This is a genomic window from Streptomyces sp. NPDC057616, assembly GCF_042800575.1.
Lineage (GTDB): Bacteria > Actinomycetota > Actinomycetes > Streptomycetales > Streptomycetaceae > Streptomyces.
In genome coordinates this window covers 147,971-165,122 of the sequence record NZ_JBHVGU010000008.1, presented here as the reverse complement: position 1 = coordinate 165,122, position 17,152 = coordinate 147,971, and the positions used below count along the sequence as shown (strand labels likewise).

Genomic DNA, 17,152 nt, shown 5'->3' with positions numbered 1-17,152 from the left:
GCCGCTCGGCGGTTCAGGCCGGCTGGGACGCAGGGACGGGGACGAGGATGTCCTCGAACAGCTCGGCGGTCGCCCTCAGCGTGTGCAGGGCGCTCACGCCGAGGGCCGAACGGTGCTCGGCGGTCAGCGGCAACCGGTCGATGGTGCGCATCAGTTCGTCCCGGTGCCGTACGTCGAGGGCGGCGTGCCGGTGCAGGGTGCGGAATCCGTCCACGGGGAATCCGGTGCGCTCCGCCAGCACCCGGCTGAGGTCCGGTGAGGGTGGATAGCCCTCCAGTACGGCGATGTGGCCGAGCAGGCAGACGGGGTGGTGGTGGCGGATCCAGTAGTACTGGGCGCCGACCAGGTTGGCCACCGCGGTGCCCGGCATGCCGCGTAGCGGCTCGTCCGGGTCGCTGCCGATCGCCGCCAGGTCCCGGCGCAGCCATTCGTCGTGGCCGCGTTCCTCACGGATGTGCCGGGTGAGGTAGTCGGCGGTGCCGGCGGCCACCGGGTCGGCCGCGGCGAGCAGTTCGGAGCGTTCCAGGGCGAGTTCCATCAGCGGGACGGTCGCGCGGATCGCGGTGTGCAGGGCGCACAGATAGCGCGGGTACAGCTCGCGCAGGTCCGGGGAGTTCCACAGCCGGCCGGAGAGGGCGTACAGGTTCGGCATCAACAGCTCGATCTTCGCCCGCAGTTGTGCGCTGTTGCCGGACGCGGTCTGGCTCATGCGGGGGTCCCCTTCGCGAGCATCGGGATCGTACGCAGCAGCGGGTCGGCCTCGTCCGGCCGGACCCGGCGCGCCATGGCCCAGCACAGGCCGCAGATGTCGGAGAAGCCGCGGTCGGCGAGGTCACGGAACTTGGGGTGCAGGGTGAGCGGGCCGCCGCCCGCCTCGGCCAGCGCCCGGTAGAACGGGTGCTGCCGGAAGCCCTCGACGGCCGCCCCGACCTCGTCGCCGGAGCCGCAGTCGCGGCGCAGGAGTGCGGGTCCCGCGCCCATGACGACGGACTCGTTGCAGCAGACGGTGACGCGTCCGTCGTAGCGGACGACGGGTGAGATGACGGAGTCACAGGCGCCCAGGGTGCGGCCGGGGCGGCGGGTGCCGGGCTGGAAGATCCCGGCGCCGCGGCCGTGCGAGAGGCCCTGGGTGGGCACCACCTCGGCGTGGCGGGACCAGGTGCCGCCGAAGGCGAGCGTGAGCAGGTCCCGGGCCCGGTCGGCGCCGCCGTCCTCGTCCACGACCTGGACGACGATGGGGAGTTGGTGGGCGCCGACGGTGCGTGCGGCGTTGACGAAGCGTTCGGGACCGGTGCCGGCCTCGTGGTAGGCGTCGGTGCTGAGGTAGACGCAGCGGCAGCGGTCGAGCACCTCGTGGATCCAGCGCGGCGGGTCGGGCGCGGCGGCCCAGATGCCGCTGGTGTAGACGACGACGTCCTTGCCGGCCTCGGCGAGACGGCGGGTGGCGAGGGTCAGTCCCCGGCGTTCGACGAAGGGTTCGCCCCCGGAGATGCCGATCATGGTGCGGCCGGGGTCCCGGCAGAGCTGGTCGACGATCGACTCGAACAGGGCGAAGTCGGTGATGCGGGGGCTGTCGGGACGCGAGTCCACCGAGCAGTGGGCGCAGCCCACCGGGCACCGGTCGGTGATGAACAGCAGGGCGCTGGCGCCCGGGGTGGTGCGGATGCGGCTGATCTCGTCGTGGCTCAACCGGTGCATGCGAGGCCCTCCTGCCCGGTCCGGTGGCCGAGGGCGACCAGGTCGGCGTACCCCTCGACGGCGAAGTGGCGGGCGAAGGACAGCGCTCCGGCGTCGGCGAGCGACCGGGTGACCAGCTGCTCCACGACCGCGGTAGACGGCCGGCGGACCATTTCGCGCACACCGGGGCGGATGTCGGGGCTCTTGGAGAGCGTGTAGCAGGTCTCGCAGTAGCCGGCGTCGCCGCAGCCCGCGCCCACCCGGTCCGCCAGATAGCGGGGGCCGAAGGTCCGCAGGGCCCGCACCATCGGCGATTCGAGGCTGCGCCGCCTGATGGTGGCCCAGTCGTCGCGGGCGATGTGGCCGAGGTAGAGGTGGGCGGGCAGCGGCACCTTGCCGTCCATGACGTCCTGGTTGCCGCAGGCGGTCACCTGCCCGTTGAAGCCGACGACCGGCCAGCCGGCCAGCGAGCACGGCTCGGCGGTGACCGGCTGGGGCATCCCGGGGTGGCTCACGAACCACTCGCGGGCGCGTCCCACCGAGGCGAGGGGCACGACGAGCATCGGCACCCGGTCGTCGAACTCACGCCGTACGGCGCCCGTGATGTCGGCGAGATAGGGGTCGTCCGGCCCGAGCCCGACGAGCTGCAGGCTCACGTCCTTGCCGGCGTCCAGGAGTTCGTGCAGCACCCTGAAGACGGCCGGCCGGGAGACCTCCTCCTCGTGGAAGACGTCCAGGCTGGCGGAGAAGTGGTCCACGGCCTCGATGGCCTTCCTGACCGCTGTGGGGATGCGCGGCCTGCGCGCGAAGAACAGTCCCGACAGCAGATGCGTACGCGCGCCGACGGCGCGGGAACGCTCGGCGACGGCTCGCACCAGTGCCGGGCGCAGCAGCGCCTCACCTCCCGAAAGGAGCACGAAGTCGGGGTGACTGCCCGCGGTGAACGTGTCGGCGAACCGCGTGAACATCCCCGCCGGAAACTCCTCGCTGTCCATCAGGGACTCGGTGGAGCAGTGCCGGCAGTGCAGCGGGCAGCGCCGGGTGAGCCCGATCGACACCGCGGCCGCCGGCACGGACCTGTACTCGAGGATCTCCATCAGATGCACGTGGTCGCCCCTTCCGAAGGCCATCGGGCGGCGGCCGTCGCCGGCCGTGCCCGCACCGTCAGGAAGGAGCCTGGTGGCGGCGAGGGGGCGTGTCGCGTGCTGTTCCGCTCAGCGGACCGGGGGGCGGAGCGCCCCGGCCGGTCAGGCCACGGTCCCGTCCTGCCGGCGGCGCACCATCTCGGTGATCCAGACGGGCGCGAACGGCGACGTGCAGCCCGGGGACGTCGGATAGTCCTTGAGCACCTGCAGGCGCTCGCCGATGCCGATCGCGCGGGCCCGGTACTCGGCGTGCTCGATCCCGATCTGCGCCAGGCAGTGGTTCATCGCCCACTGCAGGCGGTCCGGGGCGTCCTTCATCTCCGCCTCGATGACGTCGAGCAGCGCCGGGAGGTCGAGTCCGCCGGGCTTCTTCGCCACGCGTTCCGTCGTCAGCGCCCAGCCGGCGCTCGCCACCACCGGGTCCGCGTCCGCGGTCCAGGCCGTGCGCAGCTCTTCGGCGTGCGGGCTCTTCTTCACCACGTAGTTCACGAGCCAGTCGTGCACCTTGGGTGACCGCGCCTGACGCAGCATGGCGTCGAGCTCGTCGTACTCGAACGCCTTGGGGCGGCAGATCAGGAGCGCCAGCAGCTGCGCCGCGGTGTCGTCCGCCGCCCAGAGCCCGCGCGCGAGGTCCTGCTGCGTCTTCAGCCGCTTCGCGAGCGCGCGCAGCTTGGTGAGGTTCACGCCGTGGTCGTCGCCGTGCCTCTCGTTCACCGCGCGTGCCTTCGGGTCCTCCAGCACGGCCAGTTCGGCCATCACCTCGGCGACCGTCGTCCCGGTCTGCCGCGTCGTCCCGGCCACCGCGTCCTCCCGTCCGTCACGTGCGCGACTCACCCTACGACGGGCAGCCCGAGGCCGGCCGGCCGCGCCGGGGCGGCCTTCCGCAGACATCAGTAACGTGATCAGGGGGTACCCCTCTCGTGGAGGTTTCTGAATGTTCGAGGCAGGCGACATCCGTGAATGGCGCGGTCACGACGTGGTCGACGACCGCGGACACAAGATCGGCGTGCTCGAGGCGATCTACGTGGACACCGCGACCGACCAGCCCTTCTTCGCGACGGTGACCGTGGGCCTGCCCACCCGCCGCCGTCTGGTGTTCGCACCGCTCACGGGGGCGACCGTCGGACCGGGATATCTCAAGATCACGCAGCCCAAGGACCTGGTGAAGAAGGCTCCCTCGATCGACGTGGACGGCGAGCTGCCCGCCACGGACGAGCCGGGGATCTTCGCCCACTACGAACTCGAATACGCGCCGGGAGCCGGTGGTGAACGCCGTCTCGGCCGTCGCTGAACTGCCGACACCACCGACACCACCACCGACACCGGCGATGCCGCCGGCGCGGCGAAGCCGCTGGGAGAGCCGATGAGCCTGTTCCTGTTCCTCGTCCTCGTGGCCCTCATCCTGGGCATCATCGGGGTCGCCGCACACGGCCTGTTCTACCTGCTGATCATCGGCGCCCTGGTCCTGATCGTCGACCTCGCCTACGCCGCCATGCGCTTCCGCCGCGGCGGACGCAGGCACCGCATCGCGCGCTGACCATCACAGCCCCGCACGCGCACGAAGGGCGCCGGCCACGGCCGGCGCCCTCGCGCGTTCCCCCGAGTCTCAGAGGTCGTCCTCCAGACGGCGGACGTCCTCCTCGTCCCACGTCTGGGTGTCCCGGGGCCGGGTGTACGGCTCGGCCTCGGGCGGCATCCCGCCCGCGATGGCCCGCTGCCGCGCGGTCTCCGCGTCGAACTCCAGGCCCAGCAGGATCGCCAGGTTGCTGATCCACAGCCAGACGAGGAAGACGATGACACCGGCCATGGTCCCGTAGGTCTTGTTGTACGAGGCGAAGTTGGCGACGTAGATCGCGAATCCGGCGGAGGCGGCCAGCCAGATCAGCAGGGCCAGCAGACTGCCCGGGGTGATCCACCTGAAGCCCTTGACCTTGGCGTTCGGGGTGGCCCAGTACAGGATCGCGATCATCATCGTGACGAGCAGCACCAGCACCGGCCACTTGGCGATCGCCCACACGGTCAGCGCCGTGTCCCCGATGCCGAGCGTCTGCCCGACCTCACGGGCGAACCCGCCGGTGAAGACGACGATCAGCGAGCTGATGACGGCCATCACCATGAGCACCACCGTCACGCCGACGCGCACCGGCAGGATCTTCCACACCGGGCGCCCCTCGGGCATGTCGTAGACGGCGTTCGCGGCGCGGATGAAGGCGGCCACGTAGCCGGACGCCGACCACACCGCCAGCACGATGCCCACGATGGCGATCACCGAGCCGGTCCCCGCGTTGCCCTGAAGCTGTTCGACGGCGCGCGTGATGATGTCGCGCGCGGAGCCCGGGGCCAGCTTCTGGACGTTCTCCATCACCTTGTCGGTGGCTGCCTTGCCGGTGATCCCCAGCAGAGAGACCAGGACCAGCAGGGCCGGGAACAGGGCCAGCACACCGTAGTAGGTCAGCGCTGCGGCCCGGTCCGTCAGCTCGTCCTCCTTGAACTCCTTCAGGCTGCCCTTGAGTACGGCGACCCAGGCGCTCTTGGGCAGCTTCGTAGGCGTGTCCGGAGCGGCCTCTTCGACCTTCTGGTCCGGCCCCGCCTCATCCGGTGACGGCACCCTGGAATCCGGGTCCTCGTCACGGTCGTCCTGAACGTTGCGCCCTGGAAGATGCAGCTTCGCCATGCCCTCCGGGTAACCCGGCGGCGCGTTCTCAAGCCACCATCCGTCCGAGCAGGCCGCTGACCTGGCCTGATCGCTGTCTCCGCCGTCCCCGGGCCGGGACCGATCGGGTCACTCCACGGTGAACACGGTGATCCACTCTGCGTCCGCGGCGTGGTAGCCGAGAGCGGCCAGGGCCTCGGAGACGGCGCGCATGTGCCCTGCGCCGTAGACGACCGCGACGGTGAACGCGTCCGTCCGTCCCGCGTAGGCCCGGTCGAAGCCGGTCAGGGTGTCCACCAGGAGCCGGTCGCGGCGCCGGAGCACCAGGTCGTCGAGGCCCGGCCAGAAGTCCGCCACGGCCTCCTCGCCCTCGCTCATCAGGTCGTCCAGCGCGAGGTGCCGGGCGAGCCAGCGACGCGTCCCGAGCAGCCGCATGCCGGCCGTCATGGCCGGGACGACCGTGGCCACGAGCGCGCGTTCCTTCAGCGGCAGCCGCCGGAAGCCGTCCTGGAACTGGGCTCCGCTCATGTCCGGGCAGACCACCGGAAGCCCCAGCGAGTCGAAGTCGATGTCCTGGACCACCAGCCCCAGGCGTTCATGACCGTCCAGCCGCCGGTAAGACGCGACCAGGGCGTCGGCACCGGCCGAGCCCTCCCCGATGCCCTCGGCGACCACCAGGTCGCAGGAGCGCCGGAGGCGTGCCGCCACCTCCCGGTAGAAGGCGGCCTCCCCCAGATGAACCATCGGAAAGAGCCGGAAGGCCAGCCCGGTCCCCGGCCGCTCGAACCGGATGACGGCCGAGCGCACCCCGGCCAGTCCGGTCACCTCGATGAACTGCACACGCGCCCCCCTTCGCGCCGGCCCCTCCCCCACCACCACGCCGGGCACCGTCCGGCGGTTGCCCTCTCCCGGTCACCGAACGGTCTGGGTCGTGCCGGTGGCGGCCGCGCGCTCGATGGTGTCGATGAGCCGGTGCCGCACCAGGGCGTGCTCGAAGTCGGGCACGGTGTGCGTCCGGTCGGCCAGGTCGCGCGCGAGCTGTGCGTACAGCCGGGCGACGTTGGCGCCGACCGAGCCCCGCAGTTCGGCCGGAACGTCCTCGACGTAGGACGTGGGCACCGCGAGCGGCTCGACCGCGCTGTCCGATCCGCGCCCGCCGGCGAGGACGAGGTCGGCGACCTGCATGTTGCCCCAGTTGGAGGTCAGGACGAGGTCGCCCTCGGAACCGTTGATCTCCCAGCGGAAGTTGTCGCCGCGCGACGTCCCGCCGCGGTAGAAGACCGACGCGGCCGCGCCCGAGTCGAGCGTGCCGATCACCGCGACCTGGTCGGCCGCCGTGATGTCTACCTTGCTCCCGTCCTCGGCGACGGTCGCCTGCTTGCGGCCGACGGTGAGCCGGGCCGCCAGGCTGTCGAACTCGCCCAGGACGAAGTGCAGCGGGTCGAGGGCGTGCAGCGTGGGCGACGTGAGCGGGGTGGCGCCGTTGGCCTTGTCGTACCAGTACGCCTGCCCGGCGGTGGCCACCTCCGGTCCCCAGACCATCCCGGATCCGACCATCGTGGTCCCGAGGACCTCACCGATGTACCCGTCCTGGATCAGATCCCGTGCGAGGCGCACCTCGGGGGCGTAACGGCCCTGGAGCCCGGCCACCGTACGCACCCCGGCCTCCGTGGCGAGCCCGGCGAGCTTCTCGGCCTCGGCCAGGCCGTTCCCCAGCGGCCATTCGCTGTAGACCATCTTTCCGGCCGCGAGGGCGTCCGAGACGATCTTCAGGTGCTCGGTCACCTTCACCGATACGACGACCAGGTCGACACCAGGGTGTGCGACGAGATCCCGGTGGTGGTCGTACGCGGGCACATGGTGCTGGGCGGCCGCGGCCTGCGCGGAACCGGCCCGTGACGTGCTGACGGCGCGCAGCGCGAAGTCCGGGGACGCGGCGAGGACCGGGATGTGCGACAGGGAGGCCCAGCCGCTGGTGCTTCCCCCGACGATGCCGACTCCCATGCGTTCCTTCATGATCCTTCTCCAGATGGTCGTGGTCGTTGTCGTTGTCTTCGTCGTTATCTTGGTCGTACGTTCCATAATCAGGGCATGCGAAGAGGTGGCCGTGCCCTTGGGACGGCGGGTCAGCCCAGGCAGGTCAGGGCGACCTCCGCGGACCTCATCAGGGAGGCGCGGTCGGGATTGATGGCGCCCATGACCCGCAGGCCCTGGAGGCCGGCCACCAGGAACCCGGCGAGATCGGCGGCACTGCGGTCCCCGGGGATCTGGCCGCGGACCTGCCCTTCGGCGATCACGTCGAACAGGGCCAGCTCCAGGGCCTGGGTCGTCGACCGGAGACGCGCCGCCACCTGGGCGTCGTCCCGGGCCCGCTCCATGGCCGCGGCCACGATCAGGCAGGCCTGGCGCGTGCCGTCCTTGGCGATCTCGTCGACGGAGCCGACGAAGACCTCCCGGATGACCTCCCTGGCGTCGTTGCCCGAGCGCAGCAGGTCGATCAGGGGCAGGGCGTAGCGCTGCCGGTAGAGGTCGAGCGCCGCGAGGTACAGCCCTTCCTTGCTGCCGAAGGCGGCATAGATCGAACCGCTGCCCAGCCCCGTCGCCTCGGCCAGGTCACGCATCGACGTGCCCTCGTAGCCGGTGCGCCGGAACGCCTCCATCGCCGCGGAGACCGCGGCGTCGACGTCGAACTCCCGAGTGCGTGCCATGCAGCCACTCTACGACTATCTGGAACGAACGACAAAGTATTACGCCTCACTCTACGACTCGACGGCGAGCACACCCGGAGCGGACGAGGGCCGCGCACCGTCGCCCCCGGTGGGAGATCCGACCGCCGGGACGCCGGAGCGGGCCGCGATCCTTCGGCGGTACGGAATCGTCCAGACGAGCAGCGGGGCGAGGACCGCGAACTCCAGCGGGGGCGTGATCGCGGCGGCCGCCGGAACCGGCAACGTGCACACGAGCAGGACACGGGCGAGCGCTTCGGCCGTCAACCCGGCGCCCAGCACCAAGGTCTGCGTCAGATGCGCGCGGCGCAGGCGAGGGGCACCGACCGGACGGCCGTGCAGCTTGCGGGCCAGGTAGGCGGTGGCCGGCGTGCCGCTCAGGCAACTGCCGAGGAACACCAGCCCCGCGAGCCCGCTGCGAGCACCTGGCCGCGGTTCTCGACGGCCTCGCTCTCCACGCCGCCCTGCACCCCGAGAGGCTCGGGCCGGACACGATGCTGGCCGTGCTGCGGCGTCATCTGGCGCAGCTTCCCGGGGCCCGACCGGACGGGCGGCCGGGCCCGGGGTGACAACAGGCCGATGGGGGCGGGCCGTTACCCCCGGTCGCCCGGAACCGCCGCGGCGTGCGCGGCGTTCGTCGGGTCCGTCGTGGCGTCCATCGCCGACGACGTGATCACTTCGGAGCCGCGGCTGCCCCGGTCCATGAGACCGCCCGTGAAGGCGAGGCCGAGGCCCGCGACGGCGAGGGCGGCGCCGACGAGGTTCGGCGAAGCCCAGCCCCAGCCCGCGGAGATGGCCAGTCCACCGAGCCACGCGCCGCCCGCGTTCGCCAGGTTGAACGCGGAGTGGTTGGAGGCCGCGGCCATGGTCGGGGCGTTCTTGGCCTTGGCCATCAGCAGCATCTGGACGGGCGTGGTGATGAGGGCGCCCATCGCGCCGATGAAGGTGATCGTCAGCAGGGCCGGGACGGTGCTGTGGACCGCGAAGTAGAACGCCATCAGTCCCGTCGCGAGCAGGGCGAGTCCCGCGTACATCGTGGGACGCAGGGCGCGGTCGGTGAGCGGGCCCGCGATCAGCGTGCCGAGCGTCATGCCGACGCCGTAGAGCGCCAGGACCAGGGTGGTCGAGGTGTCGGAGATGCCCGTCAGGTGCGTGAGCATCGGCACCAGGTAGCTGTAGACGGCGAAGAAGCCGCCGAATCCCACCACCGCCGTGGCGAGGCCGATCGCGACCTGCTTGTTGCCCATGGCCCGCAGCTCGTGCCGGATGCCCGACTGCTCGCCCCGCGGCTGGTGGGGGACGAAGAGGGCGAGCGCGACGAGGGCGAGAACGCCGATGACGGCGACGGCGCCGTAGGCGGACCGCCAGCCGAGCTGCTGGCCGAGGGCGGTGCCGGCGGGGACGCCGATGATGTTCGCGACGGTCAGTCCGAGGAACATCCTCGAGACGGCGCGCGCGGCGCGTTCGGGGGCGACCAGCCGGGAGGCGACGACGGCGCCGACGCCGAACAGCGCCCCGTGCGGGAGTCCCGCCAGGAAGCGCGCGGCGAACAGCAGGCCGAAGTTCGGCGCGAACGCGGACGCGATGTTGCCGATCACGAAGAGGCCCGACAGGAGCAGCAGCAGCTTCTTGTGCGGTACGCGCGCACCGATTCCGGTCAGGACGGGGGCACCGACCACCACACCGAGCGCGTAGGCCGACACGAGGTTGCCGGCATGGGGCACCGAGACACCCACCCCGTCGGCGATCTGGGGCAGCAGCCCCATCGTGGCGAACTCGGTCGTGCCGATACCGAAGGCGACGACAGCCAGGGCCAACAGAGCCAGAGGCATGGTGCGGGGGAACCTTTCAACGAATGCGGTCCGAGGACAAGGGAGCAGGGGCCGGGGCCGTCCAGTTCGCACTCGACACCCCGGCGGCCGCGACGAGCACCATTGCCCAGCGCACCCCCAAACAGGGCAAGCCCATGAACGGTGCAGCAGCGCGGGAGGACCACGCATTCCAAGATCCAGTCACACATCGGCGTGAGCTGCGTCACGCGGGACTTCGCACCTGCGGGCCGAAGGGCTCGTCGCCCCTCACACCACCCGGCGGCGCGCCAGAACCGCCAGCACCAGCAGGCCCGGCACCAGGGGCAGCCAGGTGGTCAGGAGCCGGTAGCCGAGCACGATCGAGACGGCCATGGAGCCGGGGGCTCCCACGCCCACCAGGGCGAAGGTGAGGGCGGCGTCCAGGGAGCCTAGGCCGCCCGGCGTGGGCAGCAGTACGGCGGCGCTGCTCGCCGCGAGGTAGGCCAGGGCCACCTTGGCCGCGGGCAGCGGCAGTTCCAGGGCGTGAGCGACGGCGTAGACGGTGAGCGCGTGCGAGGCGGCGAAGGCGATCGAGCCGCCCCACAACGCCGACGCCCGGCCGGGGAGGGCGTGCACCGTGCGGATCTCCGCGACCGCCCCGCGCACCACCGGGCCGATGCGCCTGCGCAGCGGCGGGAGCAGGAGCACTCCGGGCAGCAGCGCGAGAAGTGCGGTGGCCGCGGGGAGGTGCGGGAGGCGGACGAGGCCGGGGCCCGCCGCCAGCAGGCCGCCGATCAGCACGACTCTGGTGACCGTGCCCGCCGTCGCCTTGAGGGCGAGCGCGGTGGCGGTGGCGGTCGGGGTGAGGCCGCAGCGGCTCAGGAAGCGCCAGTTGACCGTGCTCGCGCCGATGCCCGCGGGCATGAGGTGGTTGGCGGCGGACGCCGAGAACTGCGCCGCCAGCAGCCGGGCCCTGGGCAGCGGCGCGGCGACCGCGCCTTGCTGGGTCAGGGCCGCGCACACCCATGTCGCGCAGGCGGCCGTGACGGCGAGCAGCAGCCAGCCGCGGTCGGCGACGGCCAGATGGTCCGTGCCGTTGTCCAGGACCTGCCGATGGCGGACGGCCAGCACCGCGCCGATGAGCAGCACCAGCACGGAGATGCCGGTGTGCACGTACGCGCGCCGGCCCGTCGGCCGGGGCGCCAGGGAGGGGGCGCTCATGCGCCCAGCCCCTTGCGGGGGCCGGGGGCGAGGTAGGCGTCCACGCTCCCGCTCAGGTGGACGGGGTGCCAACTGCGGGCGTAGGAGGGTGGCTTGCCGCCGGCGGCGGTCAGGACGGCGACCAGCTCCGAACGCGCGGTCCGAAGCAGGGCGCCGACGGTGGTGTTCGCGTTGTGGCCGCCGGTGTCGGCGGACGCGCAGCCGGCGTAGAAGGCGATCGGGATCGGGGGTGCGCTCGCGTCGTCTCCGGTGATCAGGCAGGGCGGCCGCACGCCCTCGCGGTGCAGGCCCGCCGCGACGCGCGCCCAGCCGTCGTGGCTCACGGCGGTGCGGTCGACGACGCGCCCCAGCACGACCCCCTGGATCGCCAGATGCCCGAGGAGGCCGATCGCGACCACCGCGACGGCGAGTACGCGCAGCAGGCCGTGCGGCACGGTCACCAGGTGGACCAGGGCTACGGCGACCGGCAGCGACAGCAGCGCGTAGACGGGGAGCAGGAAGCGAGGCGCCGCGTAGCCGATCATGAACAGGTACGGGACGGCGGCCGACACGGCGCAGACGGCGGGGAGCGCGGCGGGCGCGGAGCGGCGCGCCCGGACGGCGACGACCACGCCGAGCATGGCCAGGACGGGCAGCACGAACCACCAGAGCGTGACGGCCGCGTGGGGCGTCGCCCCCGTGCATGGGCGGCACAGGGTGCGGCCACCCAGGCTGCGCAGCTGATCACCGACGGCGTCGTTCCAGCCGAGTCCGCCCTGGATGCTCGAGGCGTCGGACAGCCGCTGCGCCAGGCCGCCGTAGCTGACGTACGCCTCCACCACCCATTCGCCCGCGCCCGCCACCAGTCCCGCGACCAGGGCGAGCAGCAGGCGTGCGTACCGCCACCGCCGGACGGCGACGAGGGTGACCAGCAGCGGAAGGCACACCCACACCGCGTCCGTGGGGCGCATCAGCGCCATCAGGGCCGCACTTGCCGTGATCCCCCAGACCGGGGCGGACCGGGTGCGATCCTCCTGTGCGCGCAGGAAGCAGCCCACCGCCGCGAGCGCGGTGAGCGCGACCCAGAGGTTGGGCATCGCCTGCGGGCCGTAGAACAGCGTCACCCACAGCGAGGCGAACAGCGCACCGGCCGGCGCCAGTACGCGGACCGGGAACAGTCCGCGCCAGACGCGCAGCGCCAGATACAGGCCCAGCCCGGACAGCAGCGCGAGATACACCCGCAGCAGGGTCGTGGACGACGACCACGAGGCGATCGGGGCCACCAGCAGGGAGACCCCGCGCGCACGCGGGGCGCTGAAGAACGCGGCCGGGGCATGCCCGCTGACCTGGCTGATGTAGACCGTCTCGTCCCAGCCGAACCCCAACGACGGCCTCACCAGGACCAGTTGGGCCACGGTGAAGGCTACGGCCACAGCGGCCAGCCATGGCTCGTCCCCCCACCCGCGCACCACGGCACCCGGACGCCGGGCGAAGCGCGGTGGCGCCACGTACTGGGTCCCGGTCATCCCCAACCTCACCTACTACAAGACGTAGAGACACAGTCACTCTACATGCCGTAGTAGGTGGATCGCGGGTGGAGCGCCTCCGTCCGGGTCAGCGGGTACGGCCGTCGGCGTGGGGCCGGTGGTGTTCCGCCGCCGGCGCGCTCGCCATGGTGGTGTGGGTCGCGACGTGCGCCGACTGGGCCCGGTCCAGCATCTGGTCGCTGTCGGAGGCGGCGTTGACCAGGCTCGCGCAGCACACCGCCAGCAGCAGGCCGCCCGCCACGAACGGCAGGCTCCGGCGGGCCGGAGGCGGACCCAGCAGGGCTCGCACCCGTTGCGGGACCGAGCCGCCGTTGACGGCCAGGACGGGGCGGCGGGAGGCGGTGGACGCGAGCGCGGCACGTCCGACGGCGTGTGCGACGGCCTTGCGGTCGCCGACGCGCCGCGCGGCCTCCTCGTCGGCCCAGCGCTCCAGGACGTAGCCGCCCGCCGAGGCCAGCGGCCGCAGCATCGGATTCAGGGCCGCCGCGAGGCGCCACAGCGCCTGGAAGAGGTGGTGACGGCCGCGCAGATGCGCCCTTTCGTGGGCGAACAGGGCGTCGCGCTCGACATCGCCGAGGCAGCGCAGCATGCCCCGCGAGACGACGACGCGGCCCGGTGCCCCGGGGAGCGCGAAGGCCATCGGGGCGTCGTCGTCGACCACGGCCAGCTCAAGATCGCCGGGCAGGCGGGCGCATTCGCGCCGCGCCCAGAGCAGGTGCCGGGCCTGCCGTACGGCGGCCACGGCGAGCGAGACGACACCCGCGGCCAGCACCAGGGCGCTGCCCGCCGCGACGGCGAGATAGACCGGGTCCTCGGCCTGCATGACGGCCGCGGACCAGCGGCCCTCCTCCGCGATCTCCGGGATCTGGGCCACGCCGGTGAACGCCAGCAGGGCGAGCGCGCCCGCCCAGCCGGCCGCGGTGACGAGCGCGACGCAGGCCAGGGCCCAGGCGGCGGGGCGGGGTGGCAGGCGGCGCGCCATGACGGGCGCGAGAACGGCGACGACCGCCGTGACGACGAAGGGGATGTAGACGCTGATCAGCACTGGTTCACCGCTTCCTGCGGTCGCGCTCACTCTCGTCCGGTGCGCCGTGCCCGGTCAGCAGCTGCTGGAGCACATGCTCGTCCTGCTCGGACAGTTCGGAGACGAACCTCGCGAGCACCGCCTCGCGGTCGGAGCCGCCCTGCAGCAGGGAGTGCATGCGCCGGGCGGTGTGCGAGGCCTCGTCCCGTATCGGTTCGTAGGCGTATCCGCGGCCCTCGCGGCGTCTGACGAGCATGCCCTTGTCGTGCAGCCGGGACAGGATGGTCAGGACGGTCGTGTAGGCGAGATCGCCCGGCAGCCGGTCCCGGACGTCACGGGCGGTCTGCGGCCCGCCGACCGCCCACAGTGCGGCGAGCACATCGCTCTCGAGCTCGCCGCGTGCTCTCCTGCCGGACGCCCCGCGGACTTCCTCGTCCTCTCGGTACTCCACCGTCCGCCTTCCTTCGCAGCCTCTCCGCACAGGTTACCCCGCACCTTCTACTGCTTGTAGGAGGTATGTTTCGGGCTTCGGCCCATGAACCACCGCATCTCACGGAGTCACGCCCTCCGCCTTCGGGAACGGCCCGCCCTCCTCGATCGTCTACAGTTCTGTAGACCGTCTACTTCGCTGTAGACCACCTGACACGAGGACGAGGAAGGGGCCTGGGCCGCATGGACCGGCGTGACACCGCGAACCTGGCCGGCAGCGTCGCCGTCGGCGCCTGGGCGGCGTTCGCGGTGCTGACCGCGGTGGTGGTGGGCCGGCAAGGCGTCCCGCTGTGGCCGGACGGCGGCCTCCTGCACTGGTCGGTCGGCCACCGCCCGGTGGTGGCCCAGGCCGTGGCGCGCGGGGTGACCGACACGGGGACCGGAGTCGTCCCGTACGTGCTGGTCCTGCTCTGCGGTGTGGCCGTCGGACGCGACGCGAGACACCGCCTCACGCTCAGCCTGCTCGGCCTCGCCTGCCTGACGGCGGGCCAGGCGCTTCGCTACGGCGTGATGACCCTCGTCCACCGGCACCGCCCCGCGGGCGTCGACTGGGCGGCGCACGCGAGCGGCTGGTCGTTCCCCTCGGGGCACACCACCACCTCCGCGATCACCGCGGGACTGCTGATCGCCGCGGTCTCGCTGCGTGCCCCGCGCGGCACCCCCCTGCTGCGGATCGCCATCGGGTGCTGGGCCGCGGCGGTCGGCCTCTCCCGCGTCTACCTCGGCGTGCACTGGCTCACCGACGTCCTCGGGGGCTGGCTGCTCGCCACCGGCTGGCTGGCCGTGTGCCTGTGGGCGGCGGCGCACTGGCTGCCCGCCTCGGTGCTCTCCGGCACGGCCCCCACGAACCGCGATCCGGCGGAGGACCATGCGTCACAAGATCCTGGTCGTTGAGGACGATCACGCTCTGCGGGACGTGCTGCGCCGCAGCCTGTCGGACGAGGGGTTCGAGCCCGTGCTCGCCGTCGACGGTGCCACCGCACTGCGGCTGGGCACCGACTCCATCGCCGCGGTCGTCCTGGACATCGGCCTGCCCGACGCGGACGGCCGGGACGTGTGCCAGGCGCTGCGCGCCAACGGCTTCGCCGCCCCGGTCATCTTCCTGACGGCCCGCCATCACGTCACCGACCGGTTGTCCGGCTTCTCCGCGGGCGGCGACGACTACCTCCCCAAGCCGTTCCATCTCGCGGAACTCATCGCGCGGCTGCGGGCCACGCTCAAACGCGCCGCGCCCTCGGGGGTGGCCCGGAGCGGAGACCTGGTCCTGGACGCGACCCGGCACCGGGCCACGGTCGGCGAGGCCCTCGTCGACCTCTCCCCCACCGAGTTCCGGCTGCTGGCCACGCTGGTCGCCGCCGACGGCGAACTGGTGCGCCGCCGCGACCTGGTGCGGGCCGCGTGGCCGGACGGCGCGCAGGTCAGCGACAACACGCTGGACCAGTATCTGAGCAGGCTGCGCCGGAAGCTGCGCGAGACGGGCAGCCACCTGAGCCTGAACACGGCGCGCGGGATCGGACACCGGCTGTCGTGAACCGTCCGCTGCGCCGCCTGGCGCCCCGCACGCTGCGAGGAAGGCTCTCGCTCGTGGCACTGACCACCGCCGCGCTGGTGATGGCCGCCCTGACCCTCATATTCAACATCGTGATGAACCGTCATCTGCAGCATCAGGCGGACGACGAACTGCACAACCGCGCGGCCGCGGTCGCCACCACCGTCTACACGCGGGGGCCCCGGGTACGGGTCGTGGAGTCCGACAACGACCGCCTCCTCGACGCGAACGTGTGGATCTACGCCGGAACACGCCTCCTGGAGAGGCCGCCCACGACGGCCGACGACAGCCGGTTGACCCGGGTCGCCGGCCGGCTCGCCGCGCAGCGCCACGGGGCGTGCACGACCGTCGAGTCCCGGAGCCCCGACTTCGTACGGCTCTGCTCCCAGCCGGTGCCCGCCCGCGGGGGCAGCGGCGCCACGGTCGTCACGGCCCTGGATCTGGCCCCCTACCGCAATTCGGCGGAGAGCCTGCTGCTGGGCTCGCTGATCCTCGACGCCGTCATGCTGGCGTGCACGTACGCGCTGACGCGCCTGGCCGTCGGGCGGGCGCTGCGGCCGGTGGGCACCATGACCGACCAGGCGACCCAGTGGAGTGCCGTCGGCTCGGACGAGCGCTTCGGCGACACGGAGCACCCGGCCGAACTCGCCCGTCTGGGCGGTTCGTTGGACGCCCTCCTGGACCGTATCCGCGCCGTGCTGCGGCACGAGCGGCAGCTGACGGGCGAGCTGTCCCACGAGCTGCGCACCCCGCTCACCCGGATCATCATCGAGCTCGACTGGTGGCGTTCCCGTCCTCGCTCGGCCGCCGAGACCCGCGCCACGCACGACGCGATCACCGAGGCCGCCCAGTCCATGCGGACCATCTGCGACACCCCCCTGAACGACGCCCGTGAATCCGCGTGGGGTGCCACGGCGGCCCCCGGAGCTGCCGCCGTGGCACCCGTCCTGTGCCGACTTGTTGACAGCCTCGGCACGCAGGGCCAGGTGAAGACGGTGGTCGACGTGCCGGACCCGGACCTGGAGGCGGGTGTCGCGCCCGCGCTCCTCGAACGGATCGTCAGCCCGCTGCTGACCAACGCCGTCCGCTACGCCCGCTCCCACGTGACCGTGACCGCGCGGCACGTTCCCGGTGGTGTACGGATCGATGTCACGGACGACGGTCCGGGCGTGCCGGAGGCGTTCGCCGGCGACCTCTTCCAGCCCGGGCGCCGCGCCGATCCCGGCGACGGGCACGACGGCGGGGGGCCCGGGGTGGCGCTCGCGCGGGGGCCTGGCCGCGTCGTCTGAGAGAAGGTGGCGCAAGACCCCGACCCCACATCGGGAGTACCCTTCATCGCCAACCCGACCACG

General features: G+C 72.5%; 20 protein-coding genes. 6 read left to right on the top strand and 14 right to left on the bottom strand.

Annotated features, from left to right (window positions below):
- Positions 1-13: 13 nt before the first annotated feature.
- The 4 genes from ACFU97_RS12345 to ACFU97_RS12330 all read right to left on the bottom strand — a co-directional run bounded on the left by ACFU97_RS12345 (position 14) and on the right by ACFU97_RS12330 (position 3,578).
- Positions 14-709, bottom strand: coding sequence for an iron-containing redox enzyme family protein (locus tag ACFU97_RS12345; RefSeq protein ID WP_384254489.1), 696 nt, complete (start codon positions 707-709; stop codon positions 14-16).
- Positions 706-1,698, bottom strand: coding sequence for a radical SAM protein (locus tag ACFU97_RS12340; RefSeq protein WP_384254487.1), 993 nt, complete (start codon positions 1,696-1,698; stop codon positions 706-708). The genes ACFU97_RS12345 and ACFU97_RS12340 overlap by 4 nt, the downstream gene beginning before the upstream one ends.
- Positions 1,686-2,774 (bottom strand): radical SAM protein, encoded by a 1,089-nt coding sequence (locus ACFU97_RS12335; protein WP_384254713.1) that lies wholly within the window; start codon positions 2,772-2,774, stop codon positions 1,686-1,688. Before ACFU97_RS12335 ends, ACFU97_RS12340 begins: the two co-directional genes overlap by 13 nt.
- A gap of 150 nt (positions 2,775-2,924) precedes the next feature.
- Positions 2,925-3,578: a DNA alkylation repair protein gene (locus tag ACFU97_RS12330; protein WP_384254711.1), complete on the bottom strand. Its 654-nt coding sequence runs from the start codon at positions 3,576-3,578 to the stop codon at positions 2,925-2,927.
- Between the two features lie 178 nt (positions 3,579-3,756).
- Between ACFU97_RS12330 and ACFU97_RS12325 the strand changes: the two genes are divergently transcribed.
- Positions 3,757-4,113 (top strand): PRC-barrel domain-containing protein, encoded by a 357-nt coding sequence (locus ACFU97_RS12325; protein ID WP_384254485.1) that lies wholly within the window; start codon positions 3,757-3,759, stop codon positions 4,111-4,113.
- A gap of 72 nt (positions 4,114-4,185) precedes the next feature.
- Positions 4,186-4,359, top strand: coding sequence for a hypothetical protein (locus ACFU97_RS12320; protein WP_384254482.1), 174 nt, complete (start codon positions 4,186-4,188; stop codon positions 4,357-4,359).
- 69 nt (positions 4,360-4,428) lie between these two features.
- On the opposite strand, the gene ACFU97_RS12315 is transcribed toward ACFU97_RS12320, so the two are convergent.
- From ACFU97_RS12315 to ACFU97_RS12295, 5 genes are all read right to left on the bottom strand, one after another.
- On the bottom strand, positions 4,429-5,496 hold the full coding sequence (locus ACFU97_RS12315) for a YihY/virulence factor BrkB family protein (RefSeq protein ID WP_384254480.1): 1,068 nt from the start codon (positions 5,494-5,496) through the stop codon (positions 4,429-4,431).
- A gap of 108 nt (positions 5,497-5,604) precedes the next feature.
- Positions 5,605-6,315: a hypothetical protein gene (locus ACFU97_RS12310; protein ID WP_384254479.1), complete on the bottom strand. Its 711-nt coding sequence runs from the start codon at positions 6,313-6,315 to the stop codon at positions 5,605-5,607.
- Between the two features lie 72 nt (positions 6,316-6,387).
- A complete protein-coding gene (locus tag ACFU97_RS12305; protein ID WP_384254476.1) occupies positions 6,388-7,491 on the bottom strand; it encodes a Gfo/Idh/MocA family protein in 1,104 nt (367 codons plus the stop codon).
- A gap of 110 nt (positions 7,492-7,601) precedes the next feature.
- Positions 7,602-8,183: a TetR/AcrR family transcriptional regulator gene (locus ACFU97_RS12300; RefSeq protein WP_384254474.1), complete on the bottom strand. Its 582-nt coding sequence runs from the start codon at positions 8,181-8,183 to the stop codon at positions 7,602-7,604.
- Positions 8,184-8,234: 51 nt separating this feature from the next.
- Positions 8,235-8,600, bottom strand: coding sequence for a hypothetical protein (locus ACFU97_RS12295; protein ID WP_384254472.1), 366 nt, complete (start codon positions 8,598-8,600; stop codon positions 8,235-8,237).
- A 26-nt stretch (positions 8,601-8,626) separates the two neighbouring features.
- Here ACFU97_RS12295 and ACFU97_RS12290 point away from each other — a divergent pair, with 26 nt between their 5' ends.
- Positions 8,627-8,770: a TetR family transcriptional regulator C-terminal domain-containing protein gene (locus ACFU97_RS12290; protein WP_384254708.1), complete on the top strand. Its 144-nt coding sequence runs from the start codon at positions 8,627-8,629 to the stop codon at positions 8,768-8,770.
- A gap of 24 nt (positions 8,771-8,794) precedes the next feature.
- On the opposite strand, the gene ACFU97_RS12285 is transcribed toward ACFU97_RS12290, so the two are convergent.
- From ACFU97_RS12285 to ACFU97_RS12265, 5 genes are all read right to left on the bottom strand, one after another.
- Positions 8,795-10,033, bottom strand: a complete 1,239-nt coding sequence (locus ACFU97_RS12285) for an MFS transporter (RefSeq protein ID WP_384254469.1) — start codon at positions 10,031-10,033, stop codon at positions 8,795-8,797.
- Between the two features lie 246 nt (positions 10,034-10,279).
- Entirely contained in the window at positions 10,280-11,212 is a 933-nt protein-coding gene (locus ACFU97_RS12280) for a YbhN family protein (RefSeq protein WP_384254467.1), read from the bottom strand.
- On the bottom strand, positions 11,209-12,717 hold the full coding sequence (locus ACFU97_RS12275) for a hypothetical protein (protein WP_384254465.1): 1,509 nt from the start codon (positions 12,715-12,717) through the stop codon (positions 11,209-11,211). Before ACFU97_RS12275 ends, ACFU97_RS12280 begins: the two co-directional genes overlap by 4 nt.
- Positions 12,718-12,805: 88 nt before the next feature.
- Positions 12,806-13,783: a M56 family metallopeptidase gene (locus tag ACFU97_RS12270; RefSeq protein ID WP_384254463.1), complete on the bottom strand. Its 978-nt coding sequence runs from the start codon at positions 13,781-13,783 to the stop codon at positions 12,806-12,808.
- A 4-nt stretch (positions 13,784-13,787) separates the two neighbouring features.
- Positions 13,788-14,213, bottom strand: coding sequence for a BlaI/MecI/CopY family transcriptional regulator (locus ACFU97_RS12265; RefSeq protein WP_384254460.1), 426 nt, complete (start codon positions 14,211-14,213; stop codon positions 13,788-13,790).
- Between the two features lie 221 nt (positions 14,214-14,434).
- Between ACFU97_RS12265 and ACFU97_RS12260 the strand changes: the two genes are divergently transcribed.
- The 3 genes from ACFU97_RS12260 to ACFU97_RS12250 are packed head-to-tail and all read left to right on the top strand — an operon-like array spanning position 14,435 to position 17,089.
- Complete coding sequence (locus tag ACFU97_RS12260; protein WP_384254458.1) at positions 14,435-15,145, top strand: phosphatase PAP2 family protein; 711 nt, start codon at positions 14,435-14,437, stop codon at positions 15,143-15,145.
- Positions 15,120-15,782: a response regulator transcription factor gene (locus tag ACFU97_RS12255; protein WP_384254456.1), complete on the top strand. Its 663-nt coding sequence runs from the start codon at positions 15,120-15,122 to the stop codon at positions 15,780-15,782. The genes ACFU97_RS12260 and ACFU97_RS12255 overlap by 26 nt, the downstream gene beginning before the upstream one ends.
- Positions 15,779-17,089: an ATP-binding protein gene (locus ACFU97_RS12250; RefSeq protein WP_384254453.1), complete on the top strand. Its 1,311-nt coding sequence runs from the start codon at positions 15,779-15,781 to the stop codon at positions 17,087-17,089. The genes ACFU97_RS12255 and ACFU97_RS12250 overlap by 4 nt, the downstream gene beginning before the upstream one ends.
- Positions 17,090-17,152 lie beyond the last annotated feature (63 nt).